At 58.2% G+C, this 24,011-nt stretch carries 23 protein-coding genes, 1 tRNA gene and 1 riboswitch; of the genes, 13 read left to right on the forward strand and 11 right to left on the reverse strand.

Features of this window, described 5'->3' with window-relative positions; translation table 11 throughout:
* Positions 1 to 301: 301 nt before the first annotated feature.
* Positions 302 to 1,753: a glyceraldehyde-3-phosphate dehydrogenase gene (locus tag HMPREF3135_RS01305; protein WP_049189550.1), complete on the reverse strand. Its 1,452-nt coding sequence runs from the start codon at positions 1,751 to 1,753 to the stop codon at positions 302 to 304.
* A gap of 183 nt (positions 1,754 to 1,936) precedes the next feature.
* Between HMPREF3135_RS01305 and HMPREF3135_RS01310 the strand changes: the two genes are divergently transcribed.
* The 3 genes from HMPREF3135_RS01310 (at position 1,937) to HMPREF3135_RS01320 (ending at position 6,310) form a co-directional block, all read left to right on the forward strand.
* Complete coding sequence (locus tag HMPREF3135_RS01310) at positions 1,937 to 2,830, forward strand: Cof-type HAD-IIB family hydrolase (protein WP_070437488.1); 894 nt, start codon at positions 1,937 to 1,939, stop codon at positions 2,828 to 2,830.
* Between the two features lie 108 nt (positions 2,831 to 2,938).
* A complete protein-coding gene (locus HMPREF3135_RS01315; RefSeq protein ID WP_070437491.1) occupies positions 2,939 to 4,585 on the forward strand; it encodes a peptide chain release factor 3 in 1,647 nt (548 codons plus the stop codon).
* A gap of 24 nt (positions 4,586 to 4,609) precedes the next feature.
* On the forward strand, positions 4,610 to 6,310 hold the full coding sequence (locus HMPREF3135_RS01320; protein WP_070437494.1) for an FUSC family protein: 1,701 nt from the start codon (positions 4,610 to 4,612) through the stop codon (positions 6,308 to 6,310).
* On the opposite strand, the gene HMPREF3135_RS01325 is transcribed toward HMPREF3135_RS01320, so the two are convergent.
* Entirely contained in the window at positions 6,307 to 6,966 is a 660-nt protein-coding gene (locus tag HMPREF3135_RS01325; RefSeq protein ID WP_016423226.1) for a hypothetical protein, read from the reverse strand. The genes HMPREF3135_RS01320 and HMPREF3135_RS01325 overlap by 4 nt on opposite strands.
* 10 nt (positions 6,967 to 6,976) lie before the next feature.
* Positions 6,977 to 7,687, reverse strand: a complete 711-nt coding sequence (pnuC, locus tag HMPREF3135_RS01330; RefSeq protein WP_224783741.1) for a nicotinamide riboside transporter PnuC — start codon at positions 7,685 to 7,687, stop codon at positions 6,977 to 6,979.
* A gap of 19 nt (positions 7,688 to 7,706) precedes the next feature.
* Positions 7,707 to 7,876: riboswitch (FMN riboswitch) on the reverse strand.
* 109 nt (positions 7,877 to 7,985) lie between these two features.
* Here pnuC and HMPREF3135_RS01335 point away from each other — a divergent pair.
* Complete coding sequence (locus tag HMPREF3135_RS01335) at positions 7,986 to 8,780, forward strand: YwiC-like family protein (RefSeq protein ID WP_065421705.1); 795 nt, start codon at positions 7,986 to 7,988, stop codon at positions 8,778 to 8,780.
* 51 nt (positions 8,781 to 8,831) lie between these two features.
* Positions 8,832 to 9,788 carry a MinD/ParA family ATP-binding protein gene (locus tag HMPREF3135_RS01340; protein ID WP_224433563.1) on the forward strand — a complete coding sequence of 319 codons (957 nt, stop codon included), beginning with the start codon at positions 8,832 to 8,834 and terminating at the stop codon, positions 9,786 to 9,788.
* On the opposite strand, the gene HMPREF3135_RS01345 is transcribed toward HMPREF3135_RS01340, so the two are convergent.
* From HMPREF3135_RS01345 to ftsE, 4 genes are all read right to left on the reverse strand, one after another.
* Positions 9,785 to 10,912 (reverse strand): 3-hydroxyisobutyryl-CoA hydrolase, encoded by a 1,128-nt coding sequence (locus HMPREF3135_RS01345; RefSeq protein WP_070437497.1) that lies wholly within the window; start codon positions 10,910 to 10,912, stop codon positions 9,785 to 9,787. The two genes, HMPREF3135_RS01340 and HMPREF3135_RS01345, sit on opposite strands and share 4 nt — an antisense overlap.
* A gap of 100 nt (positions 10,913 to 11,012) precedes the next feature.
* Complete coding sequence (gene ppk2 / locus HMPREF3135_RS01350) at positions 11,013 to 11,909, reverse strand: polyphosphate kinase 2 (RefSeq protein ID WP_070437500.1); 897 nt, start codon at positions 11,907 to 11,909, stop codon at positions 11,013 to 11,015.
* A gap of 83 nt (positions 11,910 to 11,992) precedes the next feature.
* Entirely contained in the window at positions 11,993 to 12,895 is a 903-nt protein-coding gene (gene ftsX / locus HMPREF3135_RS01355) for a permease-like cell division protein FtsX (RefSeq protein ID WP_070437503.1), read from the reverse strand.
* 48 nt (positions 12,896 to 12,943) lie between these two features.
* Positions 12,944 to 13,633, reverse strand: coding sequence for a cell division ATP-binding protein FtsE (gene ftsE, locus HMPREF3135_RS01360; RefSeq protein WP_070437506.1), 690 nt, complete (start codon positions 13,631 to 13,633; stop codon positions 12,944 to 12,946).
* Between the two features lie 421 nt (positions 13,634 to 14,054).
* Here ftsE and HMPREF3135_RS01365 point away from each other — a divergent pair, with 421 nt between their 5' ends.
* Entirely contained in the window at positions 14,055 to 15,410 is a 1,356-nt protein-coding gene (locus tag HMPREF3135_RS01365) for an HNH endonuclease signature motif containing protein (RefSeq protein WP_246818291.1), read from the forward strand.
* Between the two features lie 2 nt (positions 15,411 to 15,412).
* On the opposite strand, the gene prfB is transcribed toward HMPREF3135_RS01365, so the two are convergent.
* On the reverse strand, positions 15,413 to 16,525 hold the full coding sequence (gene prfB / locus HMPREF3135_RS01370; RefSeq protein ID WP_038626269.1) for a peptide chain release factor 2: 1,113 nt from the start codon (positions 16,523 to 16,525) through the stop codon (positions 15,413 to 15,415).
* 47 nt (positions 16,526 to 16,572) lie between these two features.
* On the opposite strand from prfB, the gene HMPREF3135_RS01375 reads away from it, so the two are divergent.
* Together HMPREF3135_RS01375 and hisN are read left to right on the forward strand one after the other, a co-directional pair.
* Complete coding sequence (locus HMPREF3135_RS01375) at positions 16,573 to 17,433, forward strand: inositol monophosphatase family protein (RefSeq protein ID WP_070437515.1); 861 nt, start codon at positions 16,573 to 16,575, stop codon at positions 17,431 to 17,433.
* 10 nt (positions 17,434 to 17,443) lie between these two features.
* A complete protein-coding gene (gene hisN / locus HMPREF3135_RS01380) occupies positions 17,444 to 18,244 on the forward strand; it encodes a histidinol-phosphatase (RefSeq protein WP_070437518.1) in 801 nt (266 codons plus the stop codon).
* 42 nt (positions 18,245 to 18,286) lie between these two features.
* Here hisN and HMPREF3135_RS01385 read toward each other — a convergent pair whose 3' ends face one another.
* A complete protein-coding gene (locus HMPREF3135_RS01385) occupies positions 18,287 to 18,625 on the reverse strand; it encodes an ArsR/SmtB family transcription factor (RefSeq protein ID WP_070437520.1) in 339 nt (112 codons plus the stop codon).
* 68 nt (positions 18,626 to 18,693) lie between these two features.
* On the opposite strand from HMPREF3135_RS01385, the gene arsB reads away from it, so the two are divergent.
* Entirely contained in the window at positions 18,694 to 19,761 is a 1,068-nt protein-coding gene (arsB, locus tag HMPREF3135_RS01390) for an ACR3 family arsenite efflux transporter (RefSeq protein WP_070437523.1), read from the forward strand.
* A gap of 15 nt (positions 19,762 to 19,776) precedes the next feature.
* A complete protein-coding gene (locus tag HMPREF3135_RS01395; RefSeq protein ID WP_048733886.1) occupies positions 19,777 to 20,205 on the forward strand; it encodes an arsenate-mycothiol transferase ArsC in 429 nt (142 codons plus the stop codon).
* Here HMPREF3135_RS01395 and HMPREF3135_RS01400 read toward each other — a convergent pair.
* Positions 20,202 to 20,708: a hypothetical protein gene (locus HMPREF3135_RS01400; protein ID WP_048733884.1), complete on the reverse strand. Its 507-nt coding sequence runs from the start codon at positions 20,706 to 20,708 to the stop codon at positions 20,202 to 20,204. The genes HMPREF3135_RS01395 and HMPREF3135_RS01400 overlap by 4 nt on opposite strands.
* A gap of 211 nt (positions 20,709 to 20,919) precedes the next feature.
* Between HMPREF3135_RS01400 and HMPREF3135_RS01405 the strand changes: the two genes are divergently transcribed.
* The 3 genes from HMPREF3135_RS01405 to HMPREF3135_RS01415 are packed head-to-tail and all read left to right on the forward strand — an operon-like array spanning position 20,920 to position 23,358.
* Positions 20,920 to 21,876, forward strand: coding sequence for a DUF418 domain-containing protein (locus HMPREF3135_RS01405; RefSeq protein ID WP_070437526.1), 957 nt, complete (start codon positions 20,920 to 20,922; stop codon positions 21,874 to 21,876).
* 2 nt (positions 21,877 to 21,878) lie between these two features.
* A complete protein-coding gene (locus tag HMPREF3135_RS01410; RefSeq protein ID WP_070437528.1) occupies positions 21,879 to 22,967 on the forward strand; it encodes a trypsin-like serine protease in 1,089 nt (362 codons plus the stop codon).
* A gap of 58 nt (positions 22,968 to 23,025) precedes the next feature.
* The gene (locus tag HMPREF3135_RS01415) at positions 23,026 to 23,358 is read left to right on the forward strand and encodes a sodium/glutamate symporter family protein (protein ID WP_070595373.1); all 333 of its coding nucleotides are present in this window, start codon (positions 23,026 to 23,028) and stop codon (positions 23,356 to 23,358) included.
* Positions 23,359 to 23,899: 541 nt separating this feature from the next.
* On the opposite strand, the gene HMPREF3135_RS01420 is transcribed toward HMPREF3135_RS01415, so the two are convergent.
* A tRNA-Met gene (locus tag HMPREF3135_RS01420) sits at positions 23,900 to 23,973 on the reverse strand.
* Positions 23,974 to 24,011: the final 38 nt, after the last annotated feature.

Consider the following 24,011-nt stretch of genomic DNA (forward strand, 5'->3'; position numbering starts at 1 on the left):
ACTGCCATCCCGCATCGCGCGACTACTACCTGCGTAAACGGGGTGAAGGACAGAAGCACAATGCCGCGGTGATGTGGCTTGCCCGGAGCCACTGCAACGTCATCTATCCCCTACCGCCCCGGCCCATGCATCCGCGCCGAAGCCGCGCAGAACCACGTCCACCAGCGGTAGGCGATAGCGGCCTCCCGCACCGAAAGCTCCGTCCCCCCTCCCCTGCCCTCCCCATCGCCTCAACCCCCGTGGTTTAGGAGGGGGAAGAGGGCGTTCGAGGGCTCAACAGCTCAAGCCCAGGACCGCCGACTTACAGCTCGTCGATGTGCTTGCGCTTCGGGTAGACGCGCGGGCGAGCACCGGCAATCTCCTCAGCAATGCGGATGACCTGGTTGGAGTAACCGAACTCGTTGTCGTACCAGACGTAGAGCACTAGGTGCTTACCGTTGGCGATGGTAGCCAGACCATCGACGATGCCAGCGTGGGTGGAACCAACGAAGTCGGTGGAGACCACTTCTGGTGAGTGGATGTAGTCAATCTGCTGGCGCAGGACGGACTTCAGGGAAACTTCGCGCAGGTAGTTGTTAACCTCGTCGCGGTCGACCTCAGTGTCCAGAGTCAGGTTCAGCACCGCCATGGAAACGTCCGGGGTGGGAACGCGGATGGCGTTACCGGTCAGCTTGCCCTCAAACTCCGGCAGAGCCTTGGCGACGGCCTTTGCGGCACCAGTCTCAGTGAGAACCATGTTCAGGGTGGCTGCGCGACCACGGCGGGAACCCTTGTGGAAGTTGTCAATCAGGTTCTGGTCATTGGTGAAGGAGTGAACAGTCTCGACGTGACCGAACTCGACGCCCCACTTGTCATTGACGACCTTCAGCACCGGGGTGATGCCGTTGGTAGTACAGGAAGCTGCCGACAAAATATTGTCAGAGTCCTCGATGATGCTGTGGTTAATTCCGTAGACGATGTTCTTTACATCGCCCTTGCCCGGCGCGGTGAGCAGAACCTTGGAAACTCCCTTGGACTGAAGGTGCTGCGACAGTCCCTCACGGTCACGCCAACGACCGGTGTTGTCAATGACAATCGCATCGTTAATGTCGTAGGCGGTGTAGTCAACAGTTGCCGGGTCGTTGGAGTAAATGACCTGGATCGGGGTGCCGTTTGCCCAAATAATGTTGTTTTCGCGGTCAACCGAGATGGTGCCGTCGAATGCACCGTGGACGGAGTCACGGCGCAGCAGCGAAGCACGCTTGACGATGTCGTCCTCACCATTCTGGCGAACCACAATCGCGCGCAGGCGCGGGCCGTTGAACAGTGCCTCACGAGCCAGCAGAATGCGGGCCAGCAGACGACCGATACGTCCGAAACCGTAGAGGACAATGTCGGTCTTCGGGGTGTGAGTCCCGGCACCGATAACCTCGGCAAGCTCCCGCTCGAGGAATGCGCGCAGGTCGCCGCCTTCCTCTTCGAAGCTGGTAGCCAGGGCGCCCAGGTCGATGGAGGCGGTGCCGAGATCCATCTTCACCAGTTCCTGCAGAATCGGCAGAGTCTGGCTCAGAGGCAGCTCCTGCGAGGTAATGCGACGGGCGTAGCGGTGCGACTTAATGATGCCGGTCTCGGTGACGTTTTCCAGTCGGCGGCCGAAGATTGAAGTCACGACATCGTTGTTGCGTCGCAGCTGTCCCAGGAGGGGGATCATCTGCTCTGCAAGGCTGATGCGCTCATTCCAGTCATTGCGCTTGATGGGGGCCGAATCCGACATAAATCCTCCTGGCTTAAATGAATATGAGTTCCCCCTCAAAATACCCCGCACACGCCGTTCACCGGCTATCGCCCTCAACTGGGTACCCCGTATTGTGGCCCAGCTTTCACCCAATCGGGGGAGGCGCTGGGAGGCGACCTGAGGAAGAAAAGTGAACCCTACTTACCCGTTAGAATTAAAGCCATGACGGAACCCCTGGATATCCAGCAGCAATCTCCCGCCCAGCCGCCATACCGCCTTGTAGTCACGGATATGGACGGGACTCTATTAAATGAAGACAAGGAAATCCCGGATTCCTTTTGGCCGGTAGTCACCGAACTGCTCGACCGCGGTGTCCACTTCGCTCCCGCATCGGGCCGCCAGTACGCCACTCTGGCCGACCAGTTCGCCCCCATTGCACACCGCATCCCAATCATTGCGGAAAACGGCAACTATGTCGCGGATGCGGGCGAGGTGGTCTCAGTTACCAGTATCGACCACGACATCGTCACCCAGTTGGTACACGCGATCCGCCAGTTCAACGACAACCGCGTGGCAGCGGGGCGCACTCCTCTATCGGTTATCATCTGCGGCGCTGCCAGCGCATACGTGGAGTTTTTCCCGCCGCATTTCAATATTCCGGAGGAAGTTCAGCAGCTGCAATTCAACGAGGCCGCCAAGTACTATTTGAAGCTGCAGAAGGTCGATGATGTCATCGCCGCCGCCGCCGAGGACGGCATCGTCAAAATTGCCGCCTTTGATCCTTACTCCGTCGAAGACGAATCCGCCGATTACTTGCGTTCCCAGAGCCCGCACCTGCGCGCGGTAGTCTCCGGTGCACATTGGGTCGACCTCATCGACGCCAACACCAACAAGGGCACGGCACTCGCCGCCCTGCAGGAGGCCCTCGGTGTCTCTCCTGCCGAAACTGTCTGCTTTGTTGACTACCTGAATGACCTCGAGCTCATCGACCACGCAAGCCGTTCGTTTGCCATGTCCAACGGTCACCCGGAAATCAAACGCCGCGCCACCGACATCGCACCATCGAACGCGGAGGAAGGCGTCATCACGACGCTGCGCGAACTGTTCAACCTCTAACGCCACCCCAACGTAATTGGCCCCTTACCCCACTGGAGCGGTAAGTTAGAAAGGTTGAACCCGATTCCCTTATTCCGATTTTCTTTTTAAGGAAAGCGTAGTCTCCCTGTGACCACTCTCGCCGAAGAAGCAGCACGCCGCCGCACATTTGCCGTCATCGCACACCCGGATGCCGGTAAGTCCACGCTCACCGAGGCGCTGGCTCTGCATGCTCATGTCATTAACGAAGCCGGTGCTGTCCACGGCAAGGCCGGCCGCAAGTCGACTGTGTCCGACTGGATGGACATGGAGAAGGATCGCGGCATCTCGATTGCCTCTTCCGCGCTTCAGTTCGAGTACCAGCCAGAGGGGCACGACGGCGAGCCGTACATGATCAATCTCGTCGATACGCCTGGTCACGCTGACTTTTCCGAGGACACCTACCGTGTGCTCACCGCTGTCGACGCCGCTGTCATGCTTGTCGACGGTGCCAAGGGTCTCGAGCCTCAGACGTTGAAACTGTTCCGGGTTTGTAAGTCCAACGGAATTCCCATCGTCACCGTCATCAACAAGTGGGACCGCCCGGGTAAGGCTCCCCTGGAATTGATGGATGAGATTGTCGCGGAGATTGGACTGCAACCGACTCCGCTGTACTGGCCAGTTGGTGAGGCCGGCGACTTCCGCGGTCTGCTGGAGCGTGGTGAGGACGGCGAAGCCAAGCAGTTCATCGGCTTCGAGCGCACTGCCGGTGGCGCCACTATTGCCGCTGAGCGTCACCTCACCCCAGATGAGGCCGCCGCAGAGCAGGGCGACGCCTGGGAGACGGCAGCCGAGGAGTCCGAGCTGCTCTCCGCCGATAGCGCTGACCACGACCAGGAGATGTACCTCGCTGGCGACACCTCTCCGGTGATTTTCGCCTCCGCCATGCTGAACTGGGGTGTCCACCAGATCCTGGACACTCTCTGCGAGCTGGCTCCGGCACCTGGTGCCCGCGTGTCCGACCCGGCTGCCGTTGCCGCTGCGGCGGCTGGCGGCCAGGGAGCTATCGTCGAAAAGCGCGAGCCGACGGATGATTTTTCGGGCGTCGTGTTCAAGGTGCAGGCGGGTATGGATACGCACCACCGCGACAAGCTGGCATTCATGCGCGTTGTCTCTGGCGAGTTTGACCGCGGCATGCAGGTCACGCATGCGCAGTCGGGACGTAGTTTCTCCACCAAGTATGCTTTGACCGTTTTCGGCCGGACACGTTCGACCGTGGAGACGGCTTACCCGGGCGACATTGTCGGCCTGGTCAATGCGGGTTCACTGGCGCCGGGTGACACGATCTACGAGGGCCGCAAGGTTCAATTCAAGCCGATGCCGCAGTTCGCGCCCGAGCACTTCCGCACTCTGCGCGCCAAGAGCCTGGGCAAGTACAAGCAGTTCCGCAAAGCTGTCGATCAGCTCGATGCCGAGGGCGTGGTGCAGATTCTGCGCAACGATGCCCGCGGCGATGCCGCCCCGGTGATGGCCGCGGTCGGCCCGATGCAGTTCGAGGTCATGATGGCACGCATGGAAAACGAGTACAACGTCGAGACCATCGCCGAGCCCATCCCCTACTCCGTCGCCCGCCGCACGGACGAAGAGACCGCGCCTGAGCTGGCAAAGCAGCGCGGCGTGGAGATCTTCACGCGTTCCGACGGCGCCCTCATCGCGCTCTTCGGGGACAAGTGGAAGCTGTCCTTCATTGAGAAGGAGCACCCGGAGTTCACGCTCGAGACGCTGGTCGCAGACTAGAGTTTTAAGGAGATTTCACCAACATTGAGCCAAACGGTTGAGCTTCCTCCACAACCAAGTGCATGGCAACTTTTTACTGCCTTCCACTCCCGTGCACAGAGATGGCCAGGCGCCCTCCGCGCAGCACTCGCGCTATTCCTGCCGGGTGCCGTGGCACTTCTCACCGGACATGGCTCGGAGATGCTCCTTATCGCCGCTGGTGGGTGCGTGGTCATCTATGGCGAAGGCCACCCCTACCGCAGTCGTCTGCGCGTGATGGCCATCGCCGGGCTATGCCTGATCGCCGGAGTTATGTCCGGCAGTTTTGTCGGATCAGTGGTCCACGGTGAGATCGCTTCCGGCGGCAGCAATCTATGGCTGCTGCTCATTGCGCTTTTTACGACGATACTGGCCACCATCGGCGCTTTTATTCAAAACGCACTGCGCCTGCCACCGCCGGGTTCATTTTTTATTGTGATGGTCTCCGGCGGCACAACAATGGTCGCCCGCCTTGGCTTCAACCCGGTGGAAACCGCCATGTGGGCTACCGTTGGCGTGCTTTCCGCGATAGTCATCGGCATGGCACCGCGGTTGTGGAATCCGCATGGCCCCGAGATGGCGGCTGTCGAATCCCTTGAATCAGCCATCGACGCGATGGAAAAGTCAGACTCGACATCGTTCGCCGTTCATCACCAGGCGCAAACTGCACTGACCGACGCATGGGAATCGCTTGCCGACGCAGGCATCATCCGTGGCAGCAAAATCGTCAAGCCCTCCCACACGGAACTGGTCAACCGTGTCATTGCTGCTCATCAGCGTCTGATTGCTATCCGCACACGCTTGGGCGTGCACGGCAGCGCTGTGGACATCGTGGACACGCCTAACCTCTTCGACGAGACGCAGACAACCATTCCACTCGCGCGACCAAGCGTGAGTTACCGGATCTTCCGCTCTTTCGATCGCTATTCCCATGCGTCGATGACTGCGGCAAAGGTTGCTATTACCGGTGGCTTAGCTGGTCTCATTAGCGTGCTTGTCGGTCTCGACCGGCCTGACTGGGCGGTGGTCAGCGCATTGATGACTCTGCAGTGGGGTCCCGACCGCACCGCTGGTTCGATCCGAGGGATTCACCGCATGGTCGGCTCGATTATCGGCATTTTCCTCTATGCGCTGCTCTTTTCCTTTGGCCTGGACAGCTGGACGCTACTTATCGCGCTTGCAGCCTGCCAATTCGGCGCGGAGGTTCTCGTGGTGAAAAACTATGCGCTGACGACAATCGTCACCACTCCATTGGCGCTGCTGCTGGGCGGAAACGTCGCTGGCGAACTCGCACCGATTGTGACCGATCGTGTCTTGGAAGTCGGTATCGCCTGCGCGCTGGCTCTCGCTGTCCTGCACTTCTGGCCAACCGAGAGCATTGAAAAGCACTACCTGCGTCATATTCCGCGCTGCTATCGACAGATGGGCGCTCTTCTCGGCGCGCTGCTAACCGGTACTCCGAATCAGGCGCTCGATATTCGTCGAGATCTCCAGTACGAGCTGCTCAGTGAGCGCCAGGCCATCTCGTCTTTGGCCACCAACGACCCCGAAATCGCCACTCCACACTGGGATGGGCATCGTCGCATTCGCACAGCTGGCTATTTGTTGCTGGACTACTGTCGCACGCATCCGGATATCCGCCCCTCTCACGAGGAGATTTCCAAGCTCGCTGAGGTAGTCCAGGCAGCTAAAGCTGAGGAGCGCTAGTCCTCCGGCAGCGGGGGCTCCTTGCGCAGGTCGCGGGCTGTTGCCCGCCGTACCTCGCGCGGTTCCTCCTCCGAGCCCCGCGAACGGAACTTAGCCGCGATGTCCTTCAGCGAAGACGACAGCGGCGGCAGCTTCTCCAGCGCGTCACGGCCCGCGTCCCACGCGTCGGTAGCAATATTTTCCGCTTTCCGACGGAACTTGCGGACCTTCTCCTCACGCTGCCGCTTAGTCTCTGCCGCGTCATTTTGCCGCTCGCGCTCGCGTTCAAAGGCTGCGACATCGCGGGCCTCCGCGTCGGAAAGCCTCTTCGAGGCGTGTGCCGCGGCGTCCCACGACTCCTCCAGCGATTCCGCGAGGTGCAACATGGCATCGATGCGCTTTTCAACTTCGCGCAACTTCTCGCGGTAGCCCCGCTGAATGTCATAGCGGCGCATGATGCGGCGGGCACGAGTGGCCTCATTGCGCCAGGTGATGATTGCGCCCTCAGAAATCGACTCATCGACGACGAAACGCATCGTCCACGGGTCGACATCAGCGCTGGCCAGATTGTTGCGTACCCGCTCCTCGCGGTCGAGGACGTCCTGCACGAGACTGCGGGCACGCTCTTCGGCTTGATGGGCGCGGTTGGTACGGGAGTTATCTGGTCGGAAGCTCACCTGGACTATCCTACCGCTCGGCTGCTGCCAAAGCCGGTACTTGGTCGGTCGCGGAGCTCTTCTGCTGGTCATTGTCGCTCTGGTGCTCGAGGCGAACCCAGGAGACAAAGCCCCAAATAACGAAGCATCCGTAGAAGAGGTACAGCGCCGCCGACGGGTAGTAGCCACCCTTGAGCAGCAACGGCACTCCCACGGCATCAACGGCAATCCAAATTAGCCAGAATTCGTTCCACCCGCGGGCCATACCCCAGGTCGCCAACATCGAACCGACGAAAATCCAGGCATCGGCCCATGGCCCCCACGAGCCCAGCATCTCAAAGATATTGGCACAAATCACAGTGGCGAAGATAGCCACGGTAATCATCCCAATGCGTTCCGATGCCGTCGCCCACCGAGGCTCAATTGCGACCTCGTCACCGCTCTGATTGCGGCTCTTGACCCAGCTGAACCATCCGTAGAGACTGACGACGATAAACATGACCTGACGCCCCGCCTGGCCATAGAGATCAAGATTTTGCGGCGTGTGGAAAACTCCGCCGAGGAAGACGGTAAACAGCAAGGCATTTCCGATAATGCCGACCGGCCAAGCCCATACCTTCCGTTTCATACCTAGGAAGGCACACGCCAGGCCAAAGAGGTTACCGACAATTTCTCGAATCAAGATTGGTGCTCCCGCCACACTGAGCTGTGCAGTGAGGAAACCCACCAAAAAATCCGACACGTATTCCACGAATTATTCAACTCCTTCTCTTTCATCCGGACTATGACCGTCGGTTTCGGATTCCAACCGAAATCTGCTTGTCCCCTACCTGACGACCCTTCTGGCCACAGGTAGGGCGCTCGTGGACTTGTCTGCGTCAGCCGCAGCATCACCACCGGTGAGGAATTTCACCTCGCCCTGAGAATGCGAGTTCAACGTTAGCACTGTCGCCTTGCGCGCATGTGCATTTTATTCAATGAGGTTTCAATATGAGGTTCTAATACAGCCTCGACATAATTACGCATCTACAATGCGTAGTATGAGCCAAAAGCCCCGCCAACCACGTCCTCCCCGCCCCGCCCGCCGCTCCCATCACAAGCGCTCCGCTGGCTGGGTTCCGGACCAGCACGGCGCCTGGTTCATGGTCACCATTCCCCCGCTGACCGCTCTCGCCCTCACCCCCACAGGGACAGGCCTTGCCGTCACCGCGACCTGGCTGCTCGGCTACTTCGCATTCTTCGCCGTGAGCGTCTGGCTCCGCTCTCGTCGCCAACGCCGCCACCTCGCACCCGCCGCCACATACACCGCGCTCACTGCCGTCGCCGGCTGCATCACACTGCTTGCCGACGTTTCCCTCCTCACCTGGGTCGCCCTCATTGCCCCTCTTGCCGCTATCGCTATTTGGGAGACCTACCGCCGCCGACCGCGCTCACTTCTCTCTGGTGTCTCCACCGTTCTGGCCGCTAGCCTCATGGTGCCTATCATCGCCGGACCAACCCCGAAAGCTTGGGCAATTGCGGCTATCTACGCTGGATATTTCGTCGGCACCGTGCCCTATGTAAAAACTATGATTCGCAAGCGCGGCAACCGCCAGTGGCTCATTGGCTCGGTCACGTATCACGTTCTCATTACCGCCGTGGCCATCATCGGGTGGCTCCTCCTCCACGACCGGAACCTCATCAGCATCGGTGTGCCCATCGTCGCAATTGGGCTTCTCATCAGGTCTTTTGCCATGCCAATCTCCGGCGCTCGCCGCGCTCGGCCGTGGACTCCGAAACAGGTCGGAATTCTCGATGCCTTCTTTGGAGTCGCCGTCGTTCTGGCTGCGTGGTAAAAACGACGGCGGGGACATACTTTGGGGATTTTTGGGGAGGCGATGAAGTCTATGACTTCCACCAAACACGCAGTCAATCACGCAGTTTCCGTCTCAGACTTGGCCGCTAGCCTGAACTCGCGGCAGGCACCACAGTCGGGCTGGCGCAGCTGGGTTCATAAGGCCACCTGGGGCGCAATTTCACCGCGGGAATCATCGTCGGCACGCAAGCAACGCGAGCTGATAGAGCGGGTGCGACAGCCTATCTACGGTGACTACAACATCGCTGTTATCAGCGTGAAGGGCGGCGTTGGCAAGACGTCGACAACCATGTGCCTGGGCGCCACGCTTGCAAGCCTGCGCAGTGACCGAATCGTCGCGATCGACGCGAATCCGGACTTTGGCACCCTCGGCGCACGCGTCACCGCAGCCAATCCCGCATCTATTCGCGATCTGCTCCGAGCCCCGGATACGGACAAATACGCGCAGGTCCGTACATATACATCGCACACGCCATCGCGGCTGGAGGTTGTCGGCAGCGACCAAAATCCGACATCGACGATCGCGCTTTCCGACGGCGAATACTGCGCGGCCCTCGACATCCTTCGACGGCATTACAACGTGAGCCTGACTGACTGCGGTACCGGCCTGACGCAGCCCATCTCCGCTTCGATTCTGTCTGCGGCCAATTGTCTGGTGCTGGTCACCACGCCTGCACTGGACGGCGTGAAAAGCGCCTGGACGACATTGGACTGGCTTTCAGCGCACGGCTTCGAACGGTTGGTTTCTACCACTGTCGTGGTGGTCAACGAGCTAAATAAACAGGGACTGTCCACAGAGACCGTGCACGAGTTATTTGCCCAGCGCTGCCGTGCAGTGCAGGTCATCCCCTACGATCCGCATATCGCGAATGGTGCCAATATCGAGCTGGACAATCTCCAGCCCGCCACCACCCAGAGTTATCTCGAATTGGCGGCCATGATTGCCGATGATTTCGCGCCGACTACGGGCCGTCACAGTTTTGTTTAGCTCAGGTGCTGACGAATCCCCTCGACATCGACCTCCTGAACGGAGGCGGGCTTGAAGGTGGCGTCGCGGTCCTTGTCCACCAAAACCGCCCGCACGCCTTCGGCAAAATTGGGGTGCTGACGCATGTAAGCGCCGAGCTTCATCTCCCGGTTCAGAGCCTCCTGCAGCGTAACCCCCGGACCCGCGTTCGCTGCATAGAGCTCCGCTGCCGCCACGAGACTCTCCAGGTTGGCGGGTGCCAGCAGGTCGCGAAAAGTCTCCACTGTTGACGATGCACAGGAGCCCGCCTCAGCGGCTTCGTTGAGAGCTCGCTCAATCTCCGCCCAGGTATCAGCCCCAAAGCAAGCCTCAATGCAGTCGCTCCACTCGGCCAACTGCGGATCCCCGAGCAGATCACGAGCCTCAGCTGAGTCCACATCGAGCGCATACTCCGCGAGCGCCGAATCAATTCCATCGCGGTCCAGAGCCGCAACAAACTCGTCCAGCTGCGCGGATGGCACCGCATGTGTCGCCCATCCAGACCACAGCATGTCCGCCGCAGTTAGGCGGTAACCGGTCAGCCCGGTAAACCTCGCGATTGCCGACGAGGGCCCTCCTAACCGCGTGTTCACATGCTGCGAAAAGTGGGTAATTCCAACGTCGGGAATAAAGCCGATTGCCATTTCTGGCATGGAAGCGCTGGCACGCTCGGTCACGATTCGGTGGGAGCCGTGCATGGAAACACCAAGGCCACCGCCCATAGCGATGCCATCAATAATCGCGATATATGGCTTGGACTGCGCGAATTCCGCAATCATCGCGTTCATCTCGTACTCATCCCGGAAAAACTCCTCCCCCTGCTCCGGAACGCCATCGAGCACAGCCTGCCGAACTGCGCGCACATCACCACCGGCACAAAACGCCTTGGGGTGACCGGATGAAACAACAATGTGGTCCACCGAGTCGTCGTCACGCCATGCGCGGAGCCCCTCGACGACCTCGGTGACCATATCCAAATCGAGCGAATTAAGTGCCTTCGGCCTATTCAGCCGAAGGTGACCAGATCGCCCGTGGACTTCTCGCAGCACCTTCGGCTCATCGACCTCGGTGCGTGCAGTGCCAGAACCGTTATCAGTAGCAGTCATGTCACCCAGTGTGACACAGATAACTAACCAGGGAAAGGTTCTGACGGGAAGGTTCTGCTGCGAAGGTTCTGACGACCAGAACCTCACTGAGACTAAGGAGCTACTTCTTCTTGCTCTTCTTGTCCTTCTTGTGCTTCTTGCCCTTCTTATCGGACTTGCCTGCGCCCTTCACGCGGTCAGCCTCGAGATTGGCAGCAACGTCCGGCACATAGCGGAACTCAGTGCGCGGCGGACGCTCGTAGCTTCCCTCCGACTCCGGACGCTCCGGGATTTCCGGAACATCGCGCTGAATGCGCTCGTACGGAATGGTCGTCAACAGGTGGTTGATGACATTGATACGCGAACGCTTCTTGTCCTCAGACTCAACCGTGAACCACGGTGCGGACGGGATATCGGTGTGGATGAACATCTCATCCTTTGCACGGGAGTAATCCTCCCAGCGGGTGATGGACTCCAGATCCATCGGCGAGAGCTTCCAGCGGCGCAGTGGATCCTCACGACGGGACTTGAAGCGGGCAACCTGCTCCTCGTCCGACACAGAGAACCAGTACTTACGCAGGATAATGCCGTCTTCGACCAGCAGACGCTCAAAAATCGGCGCTTGATGCAGGAAGCGACGGTACTCCTGCGAAGTGCAGAAGCCCATGACACGCTCAACGCCGGCACGGTTGTACCAGGAGCGGTCGAAAATCACGATTTCACCAGCAGTCGGCAGCTTTTCGACGTAACGCTGGAAGTACCACTGACCCTGCTCACGGCTAGTCGGAGCCGGCAGGGCCTCAATACGACAGGTACGGGGGTTCAGGTACTGCGTGATGCGCTTAATGGCCGACCCCTTGCCGGCAGCGTCACGCCCCTCCATCACGATGACAATTCGGGCACCGGTTTCTACCACCCACTGCTGCATTTCGACGAGCTCTGCCTGGAGCTTTTTGAGCTCGGCCTCATAAGCCTTCTTGTCGAGCTTCGGTGGGCGCTGGACGTCGTCATTATTCATAGTCCACAGTTTACCCGGCAGGGCGCGACGACCCTATTCGCCGGGTTTAACCGCGGGGCCTAATAGCTAACCTTTTTGCAACCCTAGTCGCGTGAGTAAAGACGCAGCGTGACCTGTGCAACAAGCCCAGCAAAGACCATGCCAATAACGACCACGATCGGCACCACCACACCGATATCGCCGTTGGTCAGCGGCGCCAGGAGCTGTGCCTTGTACAGGTTACTCAGCGCCGGATCGATGACCGTCGCCTTGCCCAGGAACAGCGCACCAATGGCCAGCACACCACCAATCAGCGACGCAATCACAGCCTCGAGGACGAACGGCGCCTGCGTGAACCAGCGGCTGGCACCGACCATGCGCATAATCTCAACTTCCTTACGACGCGAGAACGCCGCAATCTGCACCATGTTCGCAATCAGGAACACCGCGGCAACGGCCTGCACCGCCGCTAGCAGGAAGGTCGCATTTCGCACTGAGTCCAGGTTCTGAGCTGCAGTACCGATCTCTTCATGCTGGTCAGTAACGTGGTCGACCTGGGGCAGCTCCCGAATCGGATCGAGCGGGCTGACATCGGTCGGGTCACTCAGACGCACCATCACGACAGCCGGCAGCGACTCCGGCGTCGCATTTTCCACGAGCACGGGGTCACTGTCCTTGAACATCTCCACGAAGTGGTCAAAGTTTTGCTGACGATTTCGGAAGGTCACCGAATCAATGCCGTCAGCCTCTTCAAGCTTGCCGACGACCTCAGCACACTCCGGCGATGAGCAAGTTTGGTCTTCGGCGGAGATTTGTTCATTCAGCTCAATCTGCACTTCTACTCGATCGAGATAGAGATCCTTCGTGCGGCTGGTCTGCTCGGTAACCAGGATGCCCGTCGCAAGCAGCGCCAATGACACCGCAGTCGTAATAATCATCGCGATGGTCATCGTGATGTTTCGGCCCAAGGAGGAGAAAGCCTCACCGAGGACAAAGCGAGTCTTCATAGGTCAGTAATACCTTTCGAATGAGTTCTTCTACCGATGGACTGTCTGCTAGTTGTTCAGGCCGTAAACACCCGTGGCGTCGTCACGCACGAGACGCCCCAGCTCCAGCTCCAGCACGCGGCGACGCATGGAGTCCACGGCATCGTTGTCGTGAGTCGACACAATAACGGTCGTGCCCATGCGATTGATGCGGTCAAGCAGGAGCATGATGTCACCGGAGGTGCTTGGGTCGAGGTTGCCGGTGGGCTCGTCGGCAAGCAAGATGAGCGGGCGGTTGACGAAGGCGCGAGCAATGGCGACGCGCTGCTGCTCACCACCAGACAACTCGTGCGGGTAGCGGTTTTCCTTGCCCGAGAGCCCGACCATTTCGAGCGTTTCCGGAACTGCCTTGTCGATTCTCGCCTTCGGCTTGCCAATTACCTGCAATGCGAACGCGACATTTTCGTACACCGTCTTCTTTGGCAGCAGGCGGAAGTCCTGGAAGACGTACCCCACCTTTTGACGCAATTTCGGGATGTTGCGACGAGAAATCTTGGTTAGATCCTGGTCTGCAACCGTCAGTTTTCCTGAATCCACTTTCTCTTCACGCACCATAAGGCGCAGGAAGGTCGACTTACCAGAGCCCGACGGTCCAATGAGAAAGACAAACTCACCTTTATCTATGTGGACTGAAACGTCGTCGAGAGCTGGTCGGCTAGAAGTCGAGTAGGACTTGGTAACCCCGTCGAAAGTGATCATAAGTAGACACTCTAATCACTTAAGCCACTCAAGTCACTCTGGAATGCGTTGAATTGGGCGCCGTGACGGGATTGCGGGAACAGGCGGCGTCGAACGCTACCCCAGAGCGCGCGACTGCACGAAAGCTCACGCCATAGCGGCATTCGAAATTATTTTCCCCAAAAATCTTTAAATACCCCTTTAATTCGCTTGCCTGTTCGATTACAATGAGCCATGAAAGATTAAACACGAGGATTAAAAACACCGAATAGCATCGCCGAGCTGCTTAAAGCTCGGAAAATTGACGCTCAGAGTTAGTCGAAAATATTTTCACTACCTCTTCCTTATTTCAACATTTCAACGTCCAGGCCTTATCTTTCAGGGGGATTCACCAATGGCCAGCGGGGAACATATACCACGCAAACGCACTTACGCTGCGGCAATGGAAGCGACGGCACCACGCTTTCACCATGAGATTTCTCAAACAGCACCAGCACGTCTTGGAATTGACCGCAATCGAGCTGACTTGAAGCTTGCCCTTGCTTGTGTTCCCTCTTCTTCAACAAAAGATGTCGAAGATTACATCGCCAAAATCGCTCCAGCTCTTGGCATGTCACGTGGGAGAACACTCCAGTACATCGATGTCGGAATGCAACTAGAGCGACTCCCGCGGTTAAAAGAGCTTCTGCTCAAACGCGCACAGCTACCGCTTCCCCACATGCGGGTCATTGCCACGGCCATCCTCCCATTGGATGACCCCTCGGCTGTGAGATATTTCGAAGACCATCTCCTTGAGCTGATCACTCCGAGAGTCAATGGTGAAGTTCTTCGCGGAGTTCGGAGCCTTCAACAGAATATTCAGCGGCTTATTGATGAAGTCAGCCCGCTATTGCGCCCGAAGAATGAGTACGACCCGCCGATCACTTCGTTTCAAAAAGGCATCGAGCAAAAAGCTGGCGAATCTATAACGTTCGAGTTAAAGGACAACCTCACTGAAGTCACCATGGAACTGATGCCTGAGCGGGCAATTGAGTTTCAGAAGGTCTTGGAGGAAATCACCGCTGATCAGGACTGCGACTTTGTCGAGGCCTTTTCACATCTTCTGCACGGGACTGCCCAGGTCACCGCCACACTGAATCTGTACTGCCCACTAACCCAAGACAAGCCCCAAAAAGCCTGGATCGGTGGCCTGGGGTGGATCAACAAAATCGCCACTGAATCCTGGCTCGATCGGGTCACTAGCATCCGGCTACTAGCGGACGAGAAAACGGAAAAGTACTCGCCAACAGAGCGACAGCGTACTTACATCCAAGGTAGAGACGGCACCTGTCGCTTTCCCGGATGCGATGTCGATGCGACGAAGTGCGACATCGACCACATTCAGCCGTATAACCACGAGAATCCCGACGAAGGTGGCCAAACCGAGACGCCCAACCTCCATTGCCTATGCCGTCGCCACCACAATCTAAAAACGGCCGGTCTTTGGAATGTCGTGCGCGATATCGACGGCGTGGAGTACTGGACCTCCGCCACTGATCAGAGCGCTGAAAAAGCTGCCCTAATCAGCACAGAATCAGGGCCGCTCTCCGGCCACGGTCGCTACTCCTTCGACCTGCGCAAGACAAAGAAAGCACAGACACTCAAAGAGTACAACGAGCAGAGGTTGGAAAACCTCCGCGAATCACAGGAGCTGACAAATCAGGCTCGCGAAGAACTGGGAATGAACAAAAACGAGAGAAAATCAGAAGCCGACGACCCCACCGCACCGGAAGCACCCGAAGACGAACCGCCCTTCTAGCGCTACTCCCCTTCGGACTGCTGAGCCATGCGCCAGCGAATACCGGCCTCAATGAAACCGTCGAGGTCACCGTCGAGGACCGACTGCGGGTTGTTGACTTCGTATTCGGTACGCAGATCCTTCACCATCTGGTACGGGTGCAGCACATAGGAGCGCATCTGGTTACCCCACGAGGCATTGCCGCCTGCGCCGAGAGCGTCCAGCTCCGCGCGCTCTTCCTGGCGCTTCTTCTCCAGCAACTTCGCCTGCAGAACACGCATCGCAGATGCCTTGTTCTGGTGCTGCGACTTCTCGTTCTGACAGGTCACCACGATGCCGGTTGGGACGTGCGTAAGTCGGACCGCGGAGTCCGTGGTGTTCACCGACTGCCCACCTGGGCCGGAGGAGCGGTAGACGTCGATACGCAAATCTGACTCGGGGATGTCGATGTGATCGGTTTCCTCCACAACTGGCAGCACCTCGACCTCAGCGAAGGAAGTCTGGCGGCGCCCCTGGTTATCAAAAGGACTAATACGAACCAGACGGTGCGCGCCCTGCTCGACCGAGAGGGTGCCGTACATGTACTCGCCATGGACGACGAAAGTAGCGGACTTAATACCGGCCTCTTCAGCGTAGGACGTGTCGTAAACCTCGACCTTATGTCCGTGCTTGTCGGCCCAGCGCAGGTACATGCGCATGAGCATCTCGGCCCAGTCAGCGGCATCCACGCCACCGGCACCGGAGCGGATGTTAATGACCGCCTCGCGCTCGTCGTAAGGCCCCGAAAGCATCGTCGTGACCTCGAGGGATTCGATGTCGGCACGCAGCTCAGCGCGTTCGGCATCGGCCATCTCGACGGCGTCGGGGTCGCCCTCCTCTTCCGCGAGTTCGTACATCACGGAGAGATCGTCGAGGCGCCCGCGCAGCGAGTCGATCTTTTTCTTCTTCGCCTGTGCCTGCGATAGTGCGCTGGTGACCTGCTGCGCGTGGTCGGGGTCATCCCACAGCGACGGGTCGGCGGCCTGGGCTTCCAACTCCCTGATCCGGTCGGAAAGCTCGTCGACATCGACCACCTTCTCAATGGTGGTCAGCGTCGCGTCGAGTTCTTTGAGGTCAGCATTCAGATCCGGGTTCACGGGTACTACCTTAGCTATACCGCCTGTTTCGGTGCACAATAGGACGTATGTCTGAATCCACCGCCAGCCAAGATTCCAGCCAAGACCTAGAACTCTTTCTCTCCCAAGTATCCGAGTCGATTGTGGCATCGGATACCAGTGTTGCGGTTGCCATCGTGAAGCGTGCCGCTGCCATTGCCGCGCGTATGCGAGACGAAGGCCTGGTCACGGAGTACAAGACATCGATTTCCGACGTCGTCACCGCGGCCGACCGCGCAGCGGAGAAATTCGTCGTCGAGGCTTTGGCCGCGCTCCGCCCGGAGGACGGCATTCTTGGCGAGGAAGGGTCAGCGAAGGAGTCCCAGTCTGGTCGCACGTGGGTGATTGATCCTGTCGATGGCACCTACAACTTCACCACTGGTTCGGACTACTGGTGCAGCGCATTGGCGCTGGTTATGGGCGATGTGAACGATCCGGATGAGGTCGTCCTCGGCGCGGTGCACCGTCCGGCAACCGGCGAAAGCTGGATTGGTGGCCCCAATCTCCCGACCACTCGTATCAACATTGACGGCACTGTTGACGATCTCCGGGTCACTGACCACCCGCTTTCGGAAGTCTGCGCAGCGACCTACCTCCACACCACGGTGGTGAACTCGAGCGAGGAATCCGAGGTCACCGCCACAAAGTCCTGGTTGGATGCGGTGTCCCGCAGCGCTACCTGGCGCATGCTGGGCTCAGCGTCGGTGGATATGGCAGGCGTGACCGACGGCCGCATCGGCGTGTGGTTCCAGCGCGACGTCGCCGCCTGGGACTGGCTGCCTGGGTATGCGCTTATTACGGGCGCAGGCGGCGAATGCACGTCGGTGGGGCGCTGGAAGCTCGCGGGCTCGAGTAGCCAGGTCGCAGAGTTACGTGAGGTTCTGCGCTAGAATTTCGGCCATGACCACCTCTTACTCCGAAGATCTCGCCCTCGCACTCTCGCTTGCCGACGCAGCCGACGACCTCACGATGTCCCGCTTCGAGGCGGCCAATCTAGTCGTCGAGTCCAAGCCCGACCTGACTCCGGTCTCCGATGCCGATATCGCGTGCGAGAAGCTGCTCCGCGAGATTCTGTCGGACAAGCGCCCGAGCGATGAAGTTCTCGGCGAAGAATTCGGTGGCGAAGCTGTGTTTGAGGGGCGCCAGTGGGTCATCGACCCCATCGACGGCACTAAGAACTTCGTGCGCAATGTCCCGGTCTGGGCCACCTTGATTGCCCTGCTGGAGGACGGCAAGCCGGTTGTCGGCGTAGTCTCTGCCCCAGCACTGGGCCGTCGCTGGTGGGCATCCAAGGGCGACGGCGCATTCAAGCACACCCACGTCGGCGGCCGGAAGGCCACCGAGCGCCGCATTGAGGTCTCGAAGGTGGCGGACATCGCGGACTGCTCAATTTCCAACTCTTCGCTCACCGGCTGGGCTGAGCGCGACCTGCGCGACAACTTCATCGGTCTCACCGATGACGCCTGGCGCCTGCGTGGCTATGGCGACTTCTTCTCCTACTGCCTGGTAGCCGAGGGTGCGGTCGATGTCGCCGCGGAGCCGGAGGTTTCCCTGTGGGACCTGGCAGCGCTTGCGATCCTGGTGGAGGAAGCTGGCGGCCACTTCACTTCCCTAGCGGGAGTCGACGGGCCGCACGGCGGGGACGCAGTTGCGACGAATGGGGTGCTTCACGACGCCGTCGTCAAGCGCCTGGGCGGGTAAACAGGGTTTTCCAACCTATCGCAATTTGCGACGAGCGGCTCACTATCTCCCGTCCGCGTGACCGATATCCAGGATACGTCGCAGCTCAGCAAATACCTCAGGGCGTACCTCATGGGTTACCACCCGTCCACTCTTAGACCTAGTTAGCAGCCCGGCATCCGCCATGGTCTTTAAATGATGCGACACCGTCGGCTGACTAAGCCCAGAAACAGCGGCCAGCTCACCCACGGTCATCGGACTACAGCCAGCGGCAGCGAGCTGAGACAAAATTTGCAGGCGCGCCGGTTGCGCCAGCGCTTTGAAGAGCGTTGCCGCAGCTTGCGCTTCCGCCGTGTCGAGAGGCCGACCGCCAAGTGCACAGCATTCTGAGATTTCGTCCATACCTGTTGAGGCTACACGCCCCCCTAAATATATTGACCATCATCGATATATTGATTACACCGGAAACTATGACACAGACTACAAAGTCACTCAGCTTCCTAGATCGCTTCTTGCCGCTATGGATTGCAGCTGCAATGGCAATTGGCCTCATTCTGGGCAAAATTGCACCATCATTTGTGAACTGGCTGGCAGAGGCAAAAATTGCGACAATTTCCGTACCAATCGCCATCGGCTTGCTGGTCAAGATGTACCCACCGCTCGCAAAGGTTCGATACGACAAAACGGGCGGAATTTTGACATCAAGGAAGCTGATGGGCATCACAGTCTTCCTCAATTGGATTCTCGGCCCCGCACTGATGTTCATCCTTGCCTGGATATTCCTCAGCGATAGTCCAGAACTGCGCACTGGCGTGATTATCGTCGGTCTCGCCCGCTGCATTGCAATGGTTTTGGTCTGGAACGACCTATCTTGCGGCGATACTGAAGTCGCTGCCGTACTGGTGGCCGTAAACTCGCTATTTCAAATTCTCATGTTCGGCGCTCTGGGGTGGTTCTACCTGCAGATTCTGCCCTCCTGGTTGGGACTGGAAACCACTTCCGCCACCTTTTCTTTTTGGGCAATCGCACTATCCGTAGTGGTATTCCTCGGTATTCCGCTTCTAGCTGGCGCAGCATCACGCATAGTTGGTGAACGCGCCCGTGGTCGCGACTGGTATGAAAATGACTACTTGCCCAAAATCTCACCATTGGCGCTTGCCGGCCTTCTATACACAATCGTGTTGCTCTTTGCACTTCAGTCACAGCAGATTCTTGAGAATCCCTGGACCGTTGCGAAAGTGGCGCTACCACTAGTGATCTACTTCCTCGCCATGTTCGCGATCGCTCTCACTTCGGCCAAGGCCGCGGGCATGAACTACGCAACCTCCGCATCGATTGCCTTTACGGCCGCCGGAAATAACTTCGAGTTGGCAATTGCGGTTGCGATTGGCACCTTCGGCCCATTGTCCCAGCAAGCACTTGCGGGAACGATTGGACCACTTATTGAAGTACCCGTACTCGTTGCACTTGTCTACGTCACCCGCTGGCTCGGGCCGCGCCTTTTCCCTATTGACCTTTCCGTACCGGACAAACTATAGAAAAAGGATTCTGAAATGAAGGAAATCCCGAAGGTACTTTTCATCTGCGTGGCAAATGCCGGTAAATCCCAGATGGCCGAGGCCATTGCGCGTGCAAAATATGCCACGCAGTTCATCGCCCTTTCAGCAGGAACGAACCCCAAAACTACTACCAATGCGCTTGCAGCCAAATCAGTTGCAGAAATCGGCGCCTCTATGGACAGTGCATCACCAAAGCCCATTGCCCCCACGATTCTCCGGACTGCAGATCGTGTTGTCATCATCGGCGATGCCGCTCATGTAGAGCTCCCCTCGGACGCTCAAGGCTCACTCGAGCGTTGGCTTACTGACGAGCCCTCAAAACGAGGCATCGACGGAAAAGAACGCATGGACCTGATTCGCGATGACCTCGAGCGCCGTATCGACGAGTTAGCTGTCGAACTCCGTTCCACTAAGAATCCCTAAGCGGCAGAATCCAACAAAAGCCGCCTTATCGCCAGCGTAAGCCACACGACTGCGCCGACGCCTGCGATGAGACCGAGGAGCAGGAACATCAGGCCGACTGCCCAGAGCCCGGTGGTGTCGTCGGTGCCGGCAATGATGCTCCAGCACAGGGCGTAGCCGGCGACGGCAGCCCACCAGGTGGGCAGCAGGTTCAGAGTTGGGGCGGGCACGCGCATCATGGCAGAGGCAGTGAGGATGACCATCGCAAAGCCGCTGCAGAAAACCTGCCACGGCGAGTAGTCGTATTCGCCCTCAAGTGTCCACGCGAGCGTACAAAAGCAGATTAGGAATGCTGCGACAAAGACGAAAATCGTGTGCCCAAATGCGATACGCTCGCCGTATTTTTTGGCCAACCATGCGGCACCCACCCATGCGAGAGCGGTGGGGATGGCAATGATTAATAGGTACGCGAGGAAGACGCCTGGCACCTCTGCCCAGGTGAAACTCGTCAGCATCGATGTCATGCCACCAGGTTACGCCTGCCTCTTAGCTTTTTGAGCGCGCTAGTTTCCCAGTAAAAACACAGACGAAACACCATGATTTACACATAGTCACTTAATGTATTGTCAGGTTCGGTTGCTACAACTAGAAAGTCGTTTTCAATACGCCGTTTGTAGAGAGTGCTTTTTACCAAAGAGCACCTCCCTATAAGTTGTAGTAAAGGAGAAATCCGGGGTGAATAAACCTACCCGAATCGTGGGGCTTGATATAGCGCGCTCACTCGCCATCATCGGCATGATCATTGTCCATATGGCCTCACTACTTTGGAGCACAAAGGTTGTGCTCTCTGGCCTACCCTCATCACTGTTCGCCATCATCGCCGGCGCCACAATGATGATCATCGGCCGTAATTACAGCAGCACTACCTTCTTGCGTCTAATCACCCGCGGTGCCCTGATCATTCTCATCGGCCTGGCACTATTGCCGGTCGGTGGAGAAATTCAGGTGGTCCTCGTCATCATGGGCCTGGTAATGATGCTGGTTTCCTGGATGCCAGCGCTCGGAACCTGGTGGCGAGTCGGCTTCTTCATCGCCGCAACCATCGCCGCCACAATCAAGTACGCGCCTATGACGCTGCCACAGATCTATCCGCTACTCGCGTGGATTGCATATTTCATCGGCGGCATGCTGCTTTACGACGTCTACTTGCGCGGTCGCCTGCAAAGCACTTCCACCTCTGAGACGAGCACTAATACTCGGTTGAGCTGGATTGTTACCGCTGTCAGCGTTGTCATCACTGCCGTCGGCATGTACTTCCGATTTGATCCCGAGATTGCTGGCTGGCTCCGTTTTACCGGACACACTGGCGTCTTCGGAGAAATCATTCTCTCCGTCGCAGTTGCCGCCATTGTGCTGCACTTGTGCCTTTTCGTAGGCGATCGCTTCCCAGCTGTGGTTTACCCATTCGCGGCTATGGGAACAATGTCGCTGACGATCTACATCCTGCACGTTCTCACCGCGTTTTATTGGCAGCAGAATGTTGCATTGCATTCCACGTTGTCTGCAGCAGGTTTCATCGTATTCTTCCTCGTCATCGCTAGCCTCTGGAAGAAATTTGTCGGACAGGGCCCTGCCGAAAAACTCGTTGCCACCGCAATCAAGGGCATTGTTCCTTCTGGGAAAGGGAAATAACCGTGAAGAAAACATCTTTTTCCATCGCAGCAATTGTTAGCAGCCCCCTGCTTCTATCTGCGACTCCAGCTCTTGCATTGGAAAACGGCGAACCCGCACCCGCCAATGCTGAAAGCAGTTCTGTGGCCGCGCTAAAGATTGGCAAAATCGGTAATTTCGGTGACTGCACCGGCACGCTGGTTGCCGACCAGTGGGTGCTCACCGCACGCCACTGCCTGGAGTCTGTGAACAACGAAGGGACCCAGGCCCGCATCGGTGGAAAGGTCTACGATGCCGATTCTTGGGCGCTTTCTCCAATGTCTGATGCGGGATTGCTTCACCTGACCGAAAAGGTCACCGACGCAACCCCTGCGAAGGTCTCCCGCGATATCCCCACACCTGGACAGACGGGAACTCTCTACGGCTGGAGCAGCAGCTCGTCCATGGCACGATCCGGGCAGCTTCCGATGACCAAGATGGTCGTCAATGAGCTGCTGGGCGGCGGGCCGACTGAAGGAACTCCAGGTGAGGCTGCGCCTGGTGGTGCTGTTCCGGGTGACGCTACTCCAGGCGAAGCTGTTCCGGGTGAGGCTATTCCGGGCGGCGCTGTTCCGGGTGACGCTGTTCCGGGTGACGCTATGGAATCAATGGAGATGCAGCCAGGAGCTGCCATGCCAGATGACTCCAAAACCGAGTCGATTCCGGCAGGGACAGAAAGTATCCCAGCCGACGCTGCCATGATGCCAATGATTCAAAGCGCCATCCTGGACGCACATTCCGTTTCTGGCGCGGGTATGCAGGGAGGCGACTCCGGTGGTCCATTCTTCGTTGACGGAGAGCTCGCTGGTCTCGCTACCGCCGGAACCTCCAATGGCGACCCTGACCTGCCCTCCCCCAGCGCAGCTATCACTACCCTCGCTGGCACTGCTGACTGGATCGATGACATCACCTCCGGCCGTGACACAGAAAGTGTGCTAACTGCGGAGAACACTCCTGCTCCGCCAAAGACCATTCAGACCAGCGGTGATCACATGTGGGCCTACCTCGCCATCGCATGCGCTGGCGTGGTTATCGCAGCGGCTTGGTCGCGCATTAGGAATGGGCGACAGTAAAACCGTCTGACCTCAACCAAAACCACCTCCCAGAATGAACTGGGTAGGTGGTTTTTTGATGCGACGGTTCATCCCCTGGTTCCAAAAGCTTCTCATCCCCGCACCGATTACTGCGGGCTTGCTCGGCTTGCTGCTAGGCCCCAACGCTTTGGGAATAATCCAGTTCAGCGAGCATTTCGGCGACTACGCGACCATTCTCATCGCGGCAGTCTTCGGTGCCCTGCCATTCACAATGGATTTCGATGCCAAGGTGCGCCAGCGCGCGCGAACGATGTGGTCCTATTCCGTAGGCATGTACCTGGCGCAGTGGGGATTCTTCGCGCTACTCGGCGTGATAATTTTTGCCCCACTGTTCAACACGCCGGACTGGTGTGGCTATTCGGTGGAGTAGCGCTTATCGGTGGGCTAGTCCTGTTGATTCTGCCGATGATCATGCTGAAGAAATCGAAAGCCAGGGCTTCGTAGAGTTCTTTATAGAGGGCGGGGACAGGAAAAGTTTTCTCCCGCCCTCTACTGTTGCGACCCCACAGTGGACTGACCAGGCCCGTCTGCCAGCTATTTTCTAGCGCTGCGCTCACTTATCGATGCATGATTCACCTATCGATGCGCTCCAGCATGGCCATAAGTGAATAACTCATCGATATGTGAAACTGAAAGCCAGCAGCGCGTACATGAGTTGAGGTGAATCGACCGGAATCAACCCAGGACCCCCTCAAGCTAAGTACCTTCATGCCGACTAATCGAGCAGCGCCTCACACCGCATTTCTGATGGCCGCCCCTTTAATGCCCGGTTGTGCAGTGCGCGAGTTCGTCAGACCCAACGGCTACCCAACGACTTACCCCCCCCCAAAAAAAACGGTGAAAAACGGTGATTTGGCCCCAGAATAAAGAAGACCCCTACAGGCGTTGCACCGGTAGGGGTCTCTTCTTAGTGGCGGGGGCAGGATTCGAACCTACGACCTCTGGGTTATGAGCCCAGCGAGCTACCGAGCTGCTCCACCCCGCGTCAACTGTCCCGGCTTTTACAAGCACTCACAGCGGGCG

Source organism: Corynebacterium sp. HMSC14H10 (assembly GCF_001807105.1).
GTDB lineage: Bacteria > Actinomycetota > Actinomycetes > Mycobacteriales > Mycobacteriaceae > Corynebacterium > Corynebacterium jeikeium_D.